The organism is Pseudomonas sp. A-R-19 (genome assembly GCF_019956575.1).
Classification (GTDB): domain Bacteria; phylum Pseudomonadota; class Gammaproteobacteria; order Pseudomonadales; family Pseudomonadaceae; genus Aquipseudomonas.
The window spans coordinates 114,243-130,396 of record NZ_JAHBDR010000032.1 but is presented as its reverse complement, the minus strand read 5'-3'; the positions used below and the strand labels follow the sequence as shown (position 1 = coordinate 130,396).

Genomic DNA, 16,154 nt, shown 5'->3' with positions numbered 1-16,154 from the left:
CTCCCCACACTCCCCCCTGAAACGTTACTGACTCGCCCCCCTTTATGTCCGGTTCGACTCGCGCAGTCAGACCATCGGCGAATTTTCGCAAATCAACCGGCCTGAAGCACAAATGCAGTGCCGTCACACATCCCCATTTGAGACGACGACCGGGCAAGCGCAGTGGCAAATGGCTATATACAATGAGTGCCACTATCTGTGCCGCCGGGCATTTGAAGGTTGCAGCGTGGCGGCTCTACAGCGACACCGTTGCGTACAACACAGCCGAGTTCGTCATCCTGGCCTGCATGGCCTCGACGAATTTCGCTGAAATGCCCGGCGGCTTCACCTCGCCTGTTACTGGTGGCAATAACAACACGGCCGCGTGGGTTTCCACTTGCTGCCCGGAAAAAGGAAAATCACACATGGCCGTGATAACAGGCACTACGAGCAACGATGATCTATTGGGGACAAGTGAGCCAGACAGCATTTCCGGACTGGCGGGGGATGACATTCTCGATGGCGGTGTAGGCCTGGACACGCTGGACGGCGGCAACGGGGATGACATTTACATTCTCGACAAGATCCCCGAGCTGAAGTCTGACTTCACCGATGTATCCGGGCTTTTGATTTCCGGGGTCATGGACCCCTTTCAGACTGGATTGGGCAGTCAACAGCAAATCGATGCTCTGTTCTTTTCCGAATCATCCGGACTGTATTGGGGTCAAGGCATCTACTACTCCCGTGGCACTGGATTTGTCACTGGCTGGTTTTCCTTTGCGTCTGAGGGAGGCGTTTCCTCCCTACAGAGCGTCGGCGACAGCTTCTTCTACAACTACCACATAGACCAAGACCAAATAGTGCCGGACAGCGGTGGTACCGATCTGGTCAAGTCCAGCCTGCCCAGCTACACCCTGGGCAGCACCCTGGAAAACCTGGAGCTGACAGGCAGCGAAAATATCAATGGTGACGGTAACGACCTGAACAACCGGCTGACCGGCAACAGTGGCAAGAACACCCTGATGGGCTACGGTGGCGACGATATCCTGGACGGAGGCACGGGTGCCGACACCATGCAGGGCGGCGATGGCGGCGACACCTATTACGTCGACAATCTCGGCGATGTGGTCAGCGAAACCGGCACTGGCGGCGTTGACCTGGTCGCCAACACCCTCGAAAATTACGTGCTCGGTGCCAATATCGAGAATGGCCGCATTCTCTCGACCGGGACCTCCAATCTGGGCGGCAACGCTCTCGACAACGTACTCTACGCAGGTAGCGGCAATAATAGTCTCTTCGGTAATACAGGCTTCGATACCGTTTCATATGAGTACGCGGACGCTGCCGTCACCATCAATCTGGGCACCGTATCGCAAGTCACGGGCGGCTCCGGCACGGACGCCCTGGGAAGCATCGAGGCGGTGATCGGAAGCCGGTTCAACGACACCCTGATCGGTAACGCGCAAGACAATACCCTGGATGGCAGTGTCGGCCGTGATCTTGTCAAGGGAGAAGGCGGCAACGATACCCTGATGGCTGAAGGGGGATATTCGGCGACGCTGGAGTCGATTGCATACGAAACGACATACGATGAATCTGGCAATCAGATTGGCGGCTTTGATTTCTGGTTCTACCACGGCGAAACCCTCGACGGTGGCGCCGGCAACGATTTCGTCAGTTATGCCAATGCCCAATCGAGCGTGGTCGTGAACCTGGCCACCGGCTTTGGGTATGCAACGGGTGCCATTGCCCTGCTTAACAGCAGGCCTGCTCCGGACACCGGTATCGGGAACTTCATCAATGACGTGGAGCAAGCCATCTCAGACTTTGCCGACCAGTTGTGGAGTATCGAAAACATCATCGGCAGTAGTTTCAATGATGTTCTGACCGGCGATAATGGGGCCAATATCCTCAGCGGCAAGTCGGGTGCCGACACGTTGATCGGCGGACTCGGCAACGACACCTACTATGTCGACAACATCGGCGACATCGTGACCGAAACCGATCCGACGCTCAGCAGCGGTGGTAGCGATACGGTCCATAGCGCTCTCAATGCCTACACCCTCGGCGCCAATGTCGAGAACGGTCGCCTCACCGCCACCGGGGTTGCCGCCCTCACAGGCAACAGCCTCAACAACACTCTCTTTTCCGGGGCCGGCAACAATGTCCTCAATGGCATGACCGGCGTCGACACGGTTTCCTACGCCTATGCAGGCAGTGCAGTTACCGTCAGCCTGGCCGTAACTACGGCCCAGGCCACCGGCGGATCAGGCTCAGACACCCTGATCGCCATCGAAAACCTCACGGGCTCCAACTACGACGACACGCTCACGGGCAACGCCGCCGCCAACCTGCTGTACGGTGGCGCCGGCAATGACGTTTTGAATGGCGGCGCAGGCCTCGACCGGATGACGGGCGGTGAGGGTTCTGACACCTACTACGTCAGCAGCGCCGACGATGTCGTGATTGAAACCAATGCGACGGCCAGCACCGGCGGCAACGACACGGTCTACAGCTATCTCGACGCCTACACCCTCGGCGCCAATGTCGAGAACGGTCGCCTCCTTGCCACCGGAGTGGCCGCTCTCACGGGCAATAGCCTCGACAACACACTCTTTGCCGCGGCCGGTAACAACGTCCTCAATGGCAGCACTGGTGTCGACACGGCCTCTTACGTCTATGCCGGCAGCGCAGTCACCGTCAGCCTGGCCGTGACCACGGCCCAGGCTACCGGCGGATCGGGCGCCGACACCCTGATCACCATCGAAAACCTCACCGGCTCGAACTACAACGACACGCTCACGGGCAACGCCGCCGCCAACCTGCTCGATGGTGGCGCCGGCAATGACGTTTTGAATGGCGGCGCAGGCCTCGACCGAATGACCGGCGGTGAGGGTTCTGACACCTACTACGTCAGCAGTACCGGCGACGTCGTGATTGAAACCAATGCGACGACCAGCACCGGCGGCAGCGACACGGTCTACAGCTATCTCGACGCCTACACCCTCGGTGCCAATGTCGAGAACGGGCGCCTCCTCGCCACCGGGGTTGCCGCCCTGACGGGCAATAGCCTCGACAACACCCTCTTTGCCGCGGCCGGAAACAACGTCCTCAATGGCAGCACCGGCGTCGACACGGCCTCTTACGTCTATGCTGGCAGCGCAGTCACCGTCAGCCTGGCTGTGGCCACGGCTCAGGCAACCATTGGATCAGGCTCGGACACCCTGATCGCCATCGAAAACCTGACGGGCTCCAACTACAACGACACGCTCACGGGTAACGCCGCCGCCAACCTGCTCAATGGTGGCGCCGGCAACGACGTTTTGAATGGCGGCACGGGCGTCGACAGGATGACGGGCGGTGATGGTTCTGACGCCTACTACGTCGACAACATTCTCGACGTCGTGATGGAAACCAATGCCACGGCCAGCATTGGCGGCAGCGACACGGTCTACAGCTTTATCAGCGTCTACACCCTGGGCGCCAATGTCGAGAACGGTCGCCTCCTCACGACCGGGGCCGCCGCCCTTACGGGCAACAGTCTCGACAACACGTTCTACTCCGGGGCCGGCAGTAACCTGCTCAATGGCAGCACCGGCGTCGACACCGCCTCCTACCTCTATGCCGCCAGCGCCGTCAGCGTCAGCCTGGCCGTGACCACGGCCCAGGCCACCGGTGGATCAGGCGCCGACACCCTTATCGCCATCGAAAACCTCACGGGCTCCAACTACAACGACAGGCTCACGGGCAACGCCGCCGCCAACCTGCTGAGCGGTGGAAGCGGCAACGACATCCTGATCGGCGGTACAGGCAAGGATGTCCTCACCGGCGGTGCCGGCAATGACATCTTCGATTTCAACGCCGTCGCTGAAACGGGGCTGACCAGCGCCACCTGGGACATCATCAGCGACTTCACCCGGGGAGCCGACAAGATTGACCTGTCGACGCTCGATGCCAACACGGCGACGGCCACCAATGAAGCCTTCACCTCGGTCATCGGCAGTACCGTTGCCTTCAGTGCGGCCGGCCAGTTGAAAGTTTCAGGGGGGGTGCTCTACGGCAATACCGATGCCGACAGCGCCGCCGAGTTCGCCATTCAGGTAGTCGGTATCAGCAGCGTAACGACGGGGGACTTCATACTTTAACTCGCGGGAGGGCCGAGACACCTGACTGATGGCAGTTTGCCGCCATCATTTTGCCCTGTAGACTGCCAGTCACTTCCGTTTTCTCGTTGCGTAAAAGGAATTTGCAATGCCAACCCTGGGCGAAATCCGCGTCAACACTACGACTGGCAAAAACTCCGAGCCCTCCCTCACGGCTCTGAAGGACGGTGGTTACATCGTGGCGTGGAGCGATCAGGGAACAAGCTTTACCGACTACATCTACACCCAGCGCTATAACGCCAGTGGTGTGAAGGTAGGCGCGCCAGCCCTGGTCAACAAGGTTACCAACAGCGCACAGGAAGATCCCTCCATTACCGCATTGGCCAATGGCGGTTACGTGGTCGCCTGGCAATCGGATACCTTCGACGATATGTCGGACATCGCCGCCCAGGTCTACAACGCCAATGGCGTCAAGGTTGGAGGCGAGTTCATCGTCAACACAACCAGAATGGGTGAGCAGGACAGCGCGCAGATCACTTCGCTGAAGGACGGCGGCTTTGTGGTGTCCTGGGCTTCTTTCGGCCAGGACGGCAGCGGTTGGGGCAGTTACCTGCAGCGCTATGACGCCAGCGGGGTGAAGGTCGGTGTGGAGACTCGCGTCGCTACCACCACTCTGTCCGAGCAGGATGACTCTACTGTCACGGGCCTTGCCGATGGCGGCATCATGGCGGTTTGGGAGGGTAACGGAACAGGCGATGCATCCGGCATCTTCGGTCAGCGGTTCAAGGCCGACGGCAGCAAATCGGGCGGAGAAATCCGCATCAATACCAGCGTGGCCGACGATCAGACAGACCCCGTCGTCAAGGTCCTGAGTAGCGGTAACTACGTCGTCACCTGGCAATCGGCTCCCAACGATGGCGATGGCAACGACGAAACCGATGCCCCCGGCGACATCTACGCGCAGCTTTTCAATGCCGCAGGCGTAAAAGTGGGCGTGGAAACCCGGGTCAACACCACCATCGCAGGCAATCAGGAAGAGCCTAATATCACCGCAATGACGGATGGTGGCTATCTGGTGACCTGGGCAGGCCAAGGCACCGGTGATGTAAATGGCATCTTCTGCCAACGCTTCAATGCCAGCGGCGTCAAGGTGGGCACCGAAACCCGCATTAACACCACGACCACCGACAATCAATTGTTCTCCCAGGTGACTGCATTGGCCGATGGCGGCTACGTGGTTGCCTGGGAGTCCTCGAAGGCGAGCGGGCAAGTTGACGTTTATACCCAGCGCTTTGACGCGAACGGCAACAAGGTTTCCAGCCTGACAGGCGATGCCTTGGCCAACACCCTGACGTGGACCGGCGCCGGCAGCGTGATCATCGACGGCGGCGCAGGCAACGACACACTTACAGGTGGCCGCGCCAACGACCATCTGAACGGCGGTGCCGGCAATGACTCGCTCAATGGCGCCGCCGGTGCCGACCGCCTGATCGGCGGCGATGGCTCCGACCTCTACTACGTCGACAATGCCGGCGATATCGTCAGCGAGACCAATGCCACGGCCATCACCGGCGGCACCGATAGCGTCTACAGCTTCCTCGGCGCCTACACCTTGGGTGACAACGTCGAGAACCTGCGCCTGCTGGCGACCGGCAATGCCAATGGCATCGGCAACAGCCTCCACAACATCATCGACGCCGGGACCGGCAACAACGTCCTCAATGGCGGCGCCGGTATCGATACCGCGTCCTATGCCTATGCCACGGCGGCGGTCACGGTCAACCTGGGGCTGACTACCGCGCAAGCCACTGGTGGTTCCGGTTCCGACACCCTGCTGAACTTCGAGAACCTCACGGGCAGCAACTATAACGACAAGCTGACCGGCAATGCGCTTGCCAACACCCTCACTGGCGGTGCCGGCAACGACACGCTCACCGGTGGCGCCGGCAATGACCTGCTGATCGGCGGCACGGGCCTGGACAAGCTTTATGGTGGCGCAGGGGCCGACAAATTCGACTTCAATGCCCTGAGTGAAATGGGCCTGGGCGCCGCCCTGCGCGATGTCATTGGCGATTTCAAGAGCAGCGAAGGCGACAAGATCGACCTGTCGACCCTGGACGCCAACTTGCTGACGGCGGCCAACGATGCGTTCAGCTTCATTGGCTCCAGTGCATTCAGCAGCAATGCCACAGGGCAGCTACGGTTCGCCGGCGGCATCCTCTACGGCAGCACCGACGCCGACACCGCCGCGGAGTTCGAAATTCAGTTGCTCGGTGTGAGCAACTTGCAAACTGCGGACCTTATTGCCTGATCGGCCAGACGCTGCATATCCGAAGTTTCATGGTTGTCCCGAAAACAAACTGACAAGTAAGTTAAAAATAAACGACAGGGGTGTTGATATGGCTAGCTTGATAAACGGTCTAGGTGGTGCAGCGGGTTTCGGGGAGAACCAACTGACTCGAAACGATGACAGCTACACCTCTTACATTGATATCAGCACTGTTTTCGGGGCGGCCGGACTCAATTTCTTCGGCACCAACTACACCGACATTTCCGTCAACAACAACGGAAACATCACATTTGGTAGCGGTCTTTCCACCTATACCCCCTACGGCATGCAAGATTCCAGCAGGCCGATGATTGCTCCCTTTTTTGCCGACGTCGATACCCGTGGTGGAACGGTCAGTGCCACGCCGGGTGGCACATCGACGGGCAGCAACCTGGTCTATTACGACTTCAATTCCGCAGGCAATGGCACGCTGACCGTTACCTGGGATGACGTCGGTTACTACAACAGCAAGGTAGATAAGCTCAATGCCTTCCAACTCCAGTTGGTTGGAAAGGGCAACGGCAACTTCGATGTCATCTTCAGATATGAAACCGTCAACTGGACGACCGGTAGCGCCAGTGGCGGCACCGATGGCCTGGGAGGAACCGTTGCCCGTGCCGGTTACTCGACTGGCGACGGCTCCTCCTGGTATGAACTGCCGCAATCGGGCAATGAATCCGCCATTCTCGGGCTGGAAACCACCCCCGGTAACACAGGGGTCGCCGGTTATTACAAATTCAGCATCGTCAGCGGTACATCCGGCAATGACAACATGCAAGGAACTGCCGGGAATGACTCGCTCTATGGTTCATCCGGCAATGACATCATCAATGGTTATGCCGGCAATGACGTACTTTACGGCGCAGCGGGCAGCGACAGGCTCCTGGGTGGCCTGGGAGACGACACCTATATCGTGGATGCACTGGATACGCTTGTTGAACTAGCCAACCAGGGTACCGACGTCGTTCAGGCACAAATCAGCTATACGCTCGGTGATAACCTGGAGAACCTGATTCTGACCGGCAATAGCAGTATCAACGGCACAGGTAACGCACTGAACAACACCTTTGTCGGCAACTCGTACAACAATATTTTCAATGGCGCGGGGGGCACCGACTTTGTTTCGTATGCCTATTCCAACTATGGTGTCACCGTCGATCTGTCCAACACCGGCTCGCAATATACGTCCCAAGGCTACGATACTTTCGTGTCTATCGAGGGCGTCATCGGTACTGATGATTCCGACACACTAACCGGTAATGCCTTGGCCAATATCCTTTACGGCGGCGCGGACAACGACACCCTCAATGGCGGTGGCGGCAACGACACCCTCGATGGCGGCAGTGGCGCCGACCGGATGACTGGCGGCGATGGCTCTGACATCTACTACGTCGACAATGTCGACGATATCGTCAGCGAGACCAATGCCACGGCCAGCACTGGCGGCACCGATAGCGTCTATAGCTACCTCGGCGCCTACACCCTGGGAAACAACGTCGAGAACCTGCGCCTGCTGTCGAGCGGCGCTGCCAACGGCACCGGCAACAGCCTCAACAACATCATCGACGCCGGGGCTGGCAACAACGTCCTCAATGGTGACGTCGGTATCGATACCGCGTCCTATGCCTATGCCACCGCGGCGGTCACGGTCAACCTGGGGCTGACCACCGCGCAAGCCACCGGTGGTTCCGGTTCCGACACCCTGTTGAATTTCGAGAACCTCACGGGCAGCAACTATAACGACAAGCTGACCGGCAACGCGGCCGCCAACACCCTCAGCGGCGGCCTGGGCAGCGACCAACTCAACGGCGCCGCCGGTGCCGACCGCCTGATCGGCGGCGATGGTTCCGACCTCTACTACGTCGACAATGCTGGCGATGTCGTCAGCGAAACCAATGCTGTCGCCAGCACCGGTGGCATCGACACCGTCTACAGCTTCCTCGGCGCCTACACCCTGACTGACAATGTCGAGAACCTGCGCCTGCTGTCGACCGGCGCTGCCAACGGCACCGGTAACGGCCTCAACAACGTCATCGACGCCGGGGCCGGCACCAACGTCCTCAATGGCGGCGCCGGTATCGATACCGCGTCCTATGCCTATGCCACGGCAGCGGTCACGGCCAACCTGGGGCTGACTACCGCGCAAGCCACCGGTGGTTCCGGTTCCGACACCCTGCTGAACTTCGAGAACCTCACGGGCAGCAACTATAACGACAAGCTGACCGGCAACGCGGCCGCCAACACCCTCAGCGGCGGCCTGGGCAGCGACCAACTCAACGGCGCCGCCGGTGCCGACCGCCTGATCGGCGGCGATGGCTCCGACCTCTACTACGTCGACAATGCCGGCGATGTCGTCAGTGAAACCAATGCTGTCGCCAGCACGGGTGGCATCGATACCGTCTACAGCTTCCTCGGCGCCTACACCCTGACTGACAATGTCGAGAACCTGCGCCTGCTGTCGACCGGCGCTGCCAACGGCACCGGTAACGGCCTCAACAACGTCATCGACGCCGGGGCCGGCACCAACGTCCTCAATGGCGGCGCCGGTATCGATACCGCGTCCTATGCCTATGCCACGGCAGCGGTCACGGCCAACCTGGGGCTGACCACTGCGCAAGCCACCGGTGGTTCCGGTTCCGACACCCTGTTGAACTTCGAGAACCTCACGGGCAGCGCCTATCACGACACGCTGACCGGCAATGCGCTTGCCAACACCCTCAACGGCGGTGCCGGCAACGACACGCTCACCGGTGGCGCCGGCAATGACCTACTGATCGGTGGCACGGGCCTGGACAAGCTTTATGGTGGCGCCGGGGCCGACAAATTCGACTTCAATGCCTTGAATGAAATGGGCCTGGGCGCCGCCCTGCGCGATGTCATTGGCGATTTCAAGAGCAGCGAAGGCGACAAGATCGACCTGTCGACCCTGGACGCCAACTTGCTGACGGCGGCCAACGATGCGTTCAGCTTCATTGGCTCCAGTGCATTCAGCAGCAATGCCACAGGGCAGGTACGGTTCGCCGATGGCATTCTCTACGGCAGCACCGACGCCGACACCGCCGCCGAGTTCGAAATCCAGTTGCTGGGTGTGAGCAACTTGCAAACTGCCGACCTGATTGCCTGATAGGGGTGATCGTATCGGCATGACAAAAGGCTGCCTTGGGTAGCCTTTTGTTTTTCTGCGATAACAGGCGAAAAATAAAACTGCGGTCATTGAGCACCGCCACCGACTCATCAACATTCAATAGCTTCAGATAGGTTTCCTGCGCCACGTCGGCGGCGCGCTGCCGGTCACTCATGCGCCGGGTGAGGACGCTCAACAAGTCATCGTAATGCTCTTGAAAGCTCAGCAGCAGGGTATCTTTCATTGCGCTACAAACCTTCAACGCCAGACTTACGCAGGCGATAAAAACCAAAAACCCTGAATCGCATGATTCAGGGTTTATTTCCGATCCATGGTCTAGAGCTTCTGGTTAACTCGCGTCATTCCAGTGGAAAACCAGGTTGCGCGCTGCACCACTGCCAACATCGGCAACGTCATGCCGTGTTTCGCCATTGCGCGTCGCAATGACCGTGTATTTACCAGCAGGCAGTTTCACGTAAACCAGCGGACCGGCGTCACTGAGCGTCAGCACGGTTTGCCCGGGGGCTTTCTGAATTACGACGTTCACATCAGGAATGTATTCATTTTCCGTCCCGACAGAGAACGTCATGTGCAGGTTATAGCCGGTGGTCTGTTGGATGGCCTTGGACTCATCCTCGCCGATACCACCGGACAGGTAGGCGATGCCGTTTTGCTCCTGGCGTTGCACCTGCACGCCAGCGTTGTCGATTGGATCAAGGCTGGCGGCGGGCGACATCGATGGAAACATCAACACGCCGACGGCGGTGAGTGGCAACAGGAGTGAATGGAGGTACTTCATGATGACGACTCCCGGGTTCTGCAGAACCCAATCGTTACATCCTTTGGATTCCCAGTCGCAGGGAGGTGTTTTAGATTGATTTGGCCTGAGTACGAAACGTACTACGCCATTTGTTCCTCAGCCCTCGCCTGCCCTGCGACATATCCTGCCAGCTAACCCGGTATTTCCTGCCCGTTTTTCAGTAACTCCCGGCATCTTCAAAGGCTGCTCGCTTGTCATGCTCTTTCGCTGTCCAAACTGCAGCGGAAGACCTCATGACGGCCCCCACACCCAACGCCCCTCACGACCCCTATCTGACTTCACTGCTTGGCAACCTTGGCAAACTGATCCATCAGGCACGTCAGAAAGTGCTGCGGGCGGTCGATACCGTCCAGGTGCAAACCTGTTGGCAGATTGGGCGACACATCGTTGAGTTCGAACAGAACGGCGCGCGACGGGCGAGGTATGGCAAAGAGTTACCGTTGACTTTGGCCAACGTGCTGACGGCGGAATTCGGAAAGGGATTTGACGCTTCCAACCTTCTGTACATGCGTCTGTTCTATCAAGCCTTTCCAATTCGTGACGCACTGCGTCACGAATTGAGCTGGACCCACTACCGCCGCCTGCTTCGGGTAGACAACGACAGCGCTCGTCTCTGGTACATGAACGAATCAGCCACCCAAAACTGGTCGAGCCGCGCCCTGGAACGCCAGATCAATACGTTGTACTACGAAAGCCTGCTGGCAAGCCGCGATCGCGGCAGCCTCAAGCAGGAGGCCGCCACCAACATTCAGAACATGAAGGCCAGCCCCCGGGATTTCATCCGAGATCCGGTAGTGCTGGAGTTTCTTGGTTTACCCAATGCCGGCAAGCTTCAGGAAAGCGAGATCGAACAAGCGTTGATCGAACAACTGCAAGGCTTCCTGCTGGAACTGGGCAAGGGCTTCGCGTTCATTGCCCGCCAGCAACGCATCAGTACCGACAGCAAAGACTTCTACATCGACCTGGTGTTCTACAACTACTTGCTCAAGTGTTTCGTCATCTTCGATATCAAGCGCGGCGAACTGACCCATCAGGATGTGGGACAGATGGACATGTACGTGCGCATGTACGACGACCTGAAACGCGGCGTGGAAGACGGCCCCACTGTCGGCATCATTCTCTGTGCGCAAAAGGATGAATCCGAGGTGCGTTACTCAGTGCAGGAAGGCAACGAGCAACTGCTCGCCAGCAAGTACAGGCTTGTCCTGCCGAGCGAAGAGGAACTCCGTAACGCACTGGATCGGGAGCAGGCGGCACTTGAAGAACGACTGCTCGATCAACCAATGCGTTGAGGTCAATGGATTGTTCATCAACGGCATCAAGACTATTGTTGGCAGCTACCCGCAAAGGTCCGACGCCGATGAATTTGCAGGAAACGCCTTCACTCGCCCCAGCTCAAATCGAGTTGCCGTTGCAACGCGTTGCGTCCGGTGAACCGTTCAAGGAAACCGCTGCAGACGGTTTTATCCTCGGTGGTTTCACCTGGCGACACCCCTCCCCGGACGCCGCTCGTCCGGTCGTTATCATCAATGCCGCCACTTCGGTCCGTTGTCGCCATTACTCGCGCTTCGCCGACTATCTGCTCGACCATGGCTTCGATGTCATCACCTATGACTACCGCGGCATCGGCGAGTCGCGGCCGGCATCGCTCAAAGGCCTCAAGGCTTCATGGACCGATTGGGGAGCACTGGATTTCGAGGCGATGCTCAAGCGCGCGCAGCGTGAGTTCCCCGGGCAGCCTATCGATGTGGTCGGCCACAGCTTTGGCGGCTGCGCAGCGGGCCTGGGGGCGTCCGGGCACCTGATCCGGCGCCTGGTGACAGTCGGTGCGCAATTCGCCTACTGGCGCGACTATGCACCTGCCCATCGCTGGCGCATGTTCGCCAAGTGGCATGTGCTGATGCCACTGGTGACGATGATCTACGGCTACTTTCCTGGCAAACGCCTTGGCTGGCTGGAAGACACACCCGCCGGCGTGGTCCGTGACTGGAGCCTCTCCACTGCCCGCTTCGAAAAACGCTCCAGCGGCCGCGCGATCAGCACAATCTCCGGGCAGTTGCCCTTTGCCGGCGTCACCGCGCAAACCCTGGCCATCAGCATCAGCGACGATCCCTACGGCACGATCCCGGCCATCGAACGCCTGCTCGGCTACTTCACCGGCAGCACAAACTCTCATCTGCGCATCCACCCCGAAGACATCGGCGAAGAAGAAGTCGGACATTTCGCCTTTTTTCGCAGCCCATACCAAGCCACACTATGGCCCATTGCATTGGCCTGGCTGCAAAACGGCGAACTGGCCCCCGATACCCCCGGGCGGCGAGTGCCACGCAACTAGGCCTTTTGCCCTTTCAACGAACACGGAACGACGCCCATGGCCTCCGCCAACAAGCAGCAAAAACGCGCCTCCCGCGCCAAGGCCAAGGCCAAGCAGAACCGCACCCAGCGGGCTGCCGCGCCGGTCGAGCTGGATCCGAACGATGATCGCATCGACTTCGAGTCGGTGGACCTGACCGAACTGTTCAAGAAAATGATCGACGCCGAAAAAATCAGTCAGCAAGCCCTGTGCACGGCCTTCCTCGAAGACCCTTTGCTGGAACTGGTGTACGAGCAGGAAGGCGAAGAAGGCGCGATGGACTTCATCCTTGCCGCGCTGATCGAGTATCGCCAATGGGCGACCGAAACCGACGAGGCCGGCGCCCTGGCGTGGATCGAATCACCGACCTTCCAGGCTGACTACGTGGCGGCGTCCGACGCCATTGCCGCGCAAACCCAACAGAAACCGAACTGAGTTCCCATGGCCTCCCTGAACAAGCAACAGAAACGCGCCAAGCGCGCAAAAGCCAAAGCCAAGCAGATCAACATCCACGGTCGCAAACCCGCCGCGCTGGACGATGATGACCTGGGCCACCTCGCCGAACCGATCCCGGAATACACCCTGGCGATGTTCAGCAAAATGCGTGATGCGGAAGCCGTCAGCCGCAGCGAAATGCTCTCGGTGTTGCTGACGAACCTCGCCTTTATCATCATCGACCATCCAGAACTGCTGGACATGGAAAACGCCGACGACGAAGGCATGGCCGCCACCCACCTGGCCGCCGACATGCTGATCGACTACCGCATGTGGGCCGACGGCATGGACCGCGACGCCGCCCAGGCATGGCTGAGCGAGCCGCAGTTCATCACCGATTTCGGCGCTGCGCTGGACGTCTACCGCGAATCGCTGGAAGTGCCGGAAGAAAAAGCCGAGTAACGGTTACGACTCAAACAAAAACGGCCGCTTGTCATCACTGACAGCGGCCTTTTTTTGGTCTTTCACTGGTTTGGCGGCCACGCGGTCCCTTGTAGGAGCTGGCTTGCCAGCGATGATCGTCAACGATAACGCGTGTAAACCGAATAAACCCGGCGCCCTCTATCGCCAGCAAGCCGGCTCCTACAGATTGGCGTTCACATCATTTCGACTTGGACGCGGTCTCCTGTAGGAGCTGGCTTGCCAGCGATGATCGTTAACGATGACGCGTACAAACTGGATAAACGCAGCGCACTAGAGCCCATCGCCAGCAAGCCGGCTCCTACAGATTGGTGTTCACATCATTTCGACTTGGACGCGGTCTCCTGTAGGAGCTGGCTTGCCAGCGATGGTCGTTAACGATAACGCGTACGAACCGAATAAACCCGGCGCCCTTGAGTCTATCGCCAGCAAGCCGGCTCCTACAGTTTGGCGTTCACATCATTTCGACCAGGACGCGGTCCCTTGTAGGAGCTGGCTTGCCAGCGATGGTCGTTAACGATGACGCGTACAAACTGGATAAACGCAGCGCACTAGAGCCCATCGCCAGCAAGCCGGCTCCTACAGATTGGCGTTCACATCATTTCGACTTGGACGCGGTCTCCTGTAGGAGCTGGCTTGCCAGCGATGGTCGTTAACGATAACGCGTGTGGACTGGATAAACGCGGCGCACTGGAGTCCATCGCCGGCAAGCCGGCTCCTACAGGTATTGCGTTATCGGGGTTTCCCGGAATTGCGTGAAGAACCTTTTTGATAGAAACAAAAACGGCCGCTTGTCATCACTGACAGCGGCCGTTTTGCGTTACGCGATATGGATCAGTTCAGCACTGCCGCGCCACGTTTTTCCAGCTTGCGACGGCGAGCCACCAGCAAGCCGGTCGCTACTACCAGGGCACTGAGCAAGCCGGTCGCGAGAATTTCCACGCGATGGGCATCCTGGAACAGCATGATGGTCAGGGCCGCAACGATGAAGACGATCACCGCGTAGGTCAGGCCCGGGAACAGCCACATGCTGAAGGCGATTTTTTCTCCGCGTGCAATACGCTGCTTACGCATGCGCAGTTGCGAGATCGCAATCACCAGGTACACCAGCAATGCGATGGCGCCGGAGCTGGCTAGCAGGAATTCGAACACGGCAGCCGGAGCCACGTAGTTGGCGAATGTTGCCAGGAACGCAGCGCCAGTGGACAACATCACCGCCCAGTACGGCGTACCGCTTTTGTTCGTGCGGGTGGACATGGCCGGCGCATCGCCGCGCTTGCCCAGGGAGAACAACATCCGCGACGACGTGTAGAGCGCCGAGTTCAGGCAGCTGGTCACAGCAACCAGTACCACAATGTCGACGATCATCTTGGCGTTCGGGATGCCCATGCGCTCAAGCACTGTCTGGTAGGAACCCAGGCTTGCCAGTACCGGGTCGTTCCAAGGTACCAGGGCCACGACGATGAAGATCGATACGAGGTAGAACAAGCCGATCCGCCAGATCACCGAATTGGTGGCCTTGGAGATTTGCTTGCCCGGGTCTTTCGATTCCGCGGCCGCGATGGTCACGATCTCGGTGCCCATGAAAGAGAACATGGTGGTCAGAATGGCACCCAGCACCGCGCCCATGCCGTTTGGCAGAAAGCCTTGGGTGTCGAACAGGTGTGAAACGCCGCTGACCTGGCTGCCAGGCAGGAAGCCGAAGATCGCCATGACGCCGAGCACAATGAAACCGATGATCGCGAGAACCTTGATCAGGGCGAACCAGAACTCGAACTCACCGTAGTTCTTCACGCTGAACAGGTTGGTCACGGTCAGCAGCATCGTGATGACCAGGGCGAAGGCCCAGATGTCCACACCCGGGAACCAGGCATGCAGGATGGTCGCGGCGGCGTTGGCTTCCAACGGGATGACGAGCACCCAGAACCACCAGTACAGCCAGCCGATGGTGAAACCGGCCCAGTGACCGATCGCGCGGTCGGCGTAAGTCGAAAACGAACCGGTGTCCGGCGAGGCAACGGCCATTTCGCCGAGCATGCGCATGACCAATACCACCAACATGCCGGCGGCGGCGTAAGCCAACAGTACAGCCGGACCTGCGGCGGCGATGGCGTGACCCGAGCCAACGAACAAGCCGGCGCCGATAACCCCGGCAATCGACAGCATGGTCACGTGGCGCGGTTTGAGCCCCTGTTCGAGGCCATTAGAGCTTTGGGTACTGCTCATTGAAACTACCTTTGTAAGGAGAAGCGAATGCATGCATCCCGTTCGGCGATCCTTCTCGTAAAAAGAAGCCAACGGGGCGTTCTGGATTCTGCACGCAATAATTGCGCCAAAATGTTTCAAATCCCTCTAGTCCGGCGATCTCGCTTTGACCGGATGGTCATCGCAACCCATTGAATTTAATGGCACTTTGCCAGAGCGTTACCCTGCGACCCACATTGCGGGGCAAATCCGCGCACTGGAAACACACTTGAAAATGGCTCTGCGCACATTAAAAGTGCACAACCAGTGCATTTGGCCGGATAGCG

Annotated in this window: 9 protein-coding genes and 1 pseudogene; 7 read left to right on the top strand and 3 right to left on the bottom strand. The window is 59.0% G+C overall.

Annotation, left to right across the window (positions count from 1 at the left end):
- Positions 1-182: 182 nt before the first annotated feature.
- The 3 genes from KGA88_RS03565 to KGA88_RS03555 all read left to right on the top strand — a co-directional run bounded on the left by KGA88_RS03565 (position 183) and on the right by KGA88_RS03555 (position 9,535).
- A complete protein-coding gene (locus KGA88_RS03565) occupies positions 183-4,124 on the top strand; it encodes a beta strand repeat-containing protein (protein WP_223589013.1) in 3,942 nt (1,313 codons plus the stop codon).
- Positions 4,125-4,230: 106 nt separating this feature from the next.
- Positions 4,231-6,393, top strand: coding sequence for a calcium-binding protein (locus KGA88_RS03560; RefSeq protein WP_223589011.1), 2,163 nt, complete (start codon positions 4,231-4,233; stop codon positions 6,391-6,393).
- Between the two features lie 88 nt (positions 6,394-6,481).
- Entirely contained in the window at positions 6,482-9,535 is a 3,054-nt protein-coding gene (locus KGA88_RS03555; protein WP_223589009.1) for a beta strand repeat-containing protein, read from the top strand.
- Between the two features lie 64 nt (positions 9,536-9,599).
- On the opposite strand, the pseudogene KGA88_RS03550 reads toward KGA88_RS03555, so the two are convergent.
- Positions 9,600-9,779 (bottom strand): annotated as a pseudogene (locus KGA88_RS03550) (sigma factor); the annotation flags it as partial.
- Positions 9,780-9,884: 105 nt separating this feature from the next.
- Positions 9,885-10,334, bottom strand: coding sequence for a carboxypeptidase regulatory-like domain-containing protein (locus KGA88_RS03545; RefSeq protein ID WP_223589006.1), 450 nt, complete (start codon positions 10,332-10,334; stop codon positions 9,885-9,887).
- Positions 10,335-10,588: 254 nt separating this feature from the next.
- Between KGA88_RS03545 and KGA88_RS03540 the strand changes: the two genes are divergently transcribed.
- From KGA88_RS03540 to KGA88_RS03525, 4 genes are all read left to right on the top strand, one after another.
- Complete coding sequence (locus KGA88_RS03540) at positions 10,589-11,647, top strand: YhcG family protein (RefSeq protein ID WP_223589004.1); 1,059 nt, start codon at positions 10,589-10,591, stop codon at positions 11,645-11,647.
- Between the two features lie 68 nt (positions 11,648-11,715).
- A complete protein-coding gene (locus KGA88_RS03535; RefSeq protein ID WP_110660946.1) occupies positions 11,716-12,690 on the top strand; it encodes an alpha/beta fold hydrolase in 975 nt (324 codons plus the stop codon).
- A gap of 36 nt (positions 12,691-12,726) precedes the next feature.
- Positions 12,727-13,143: a hypothetical protein gene (locus KGA88_RS03530; protein ID WP_223589002.1), complete on the top strand. Its 417-nt coding sequence runs from the start codon at positions 12,727-12,729 to the stop codon at positions 13,141-13,143.
- A 6-nt stretch (positions 13,144-13,149) separates the two neighbouring features.
- The gene (locus tag KGA88_RS03525) at positions 13,150-13,605 is read left to right on the top strand and encodes a hypothetical protein (protein WP_110660948.1); all 456 of its coding nucleotides are present in this window, start codon (positions 13,150-13,152) and stop codon (positions 13,603-13,605) included.
- A gap of 852 nt (positions 13,606-14,457) precedes the next feature.
- Here the strand turns inward: KGA88_RS03525 and gabP are convergent.
- Positions 14,458-15,849, bottom strand: a complete 1,392-nt coding sequence (gabP, locus tag KGA88_RS03520; RefSeq protein ID WP_110660007.1) for a GABA permease — start codon at positions 15,847-15,849, stop codon at positions 14,458-14,460.
- Positions 15,850-16,154 lie beyond the last annotated feature (305 nt).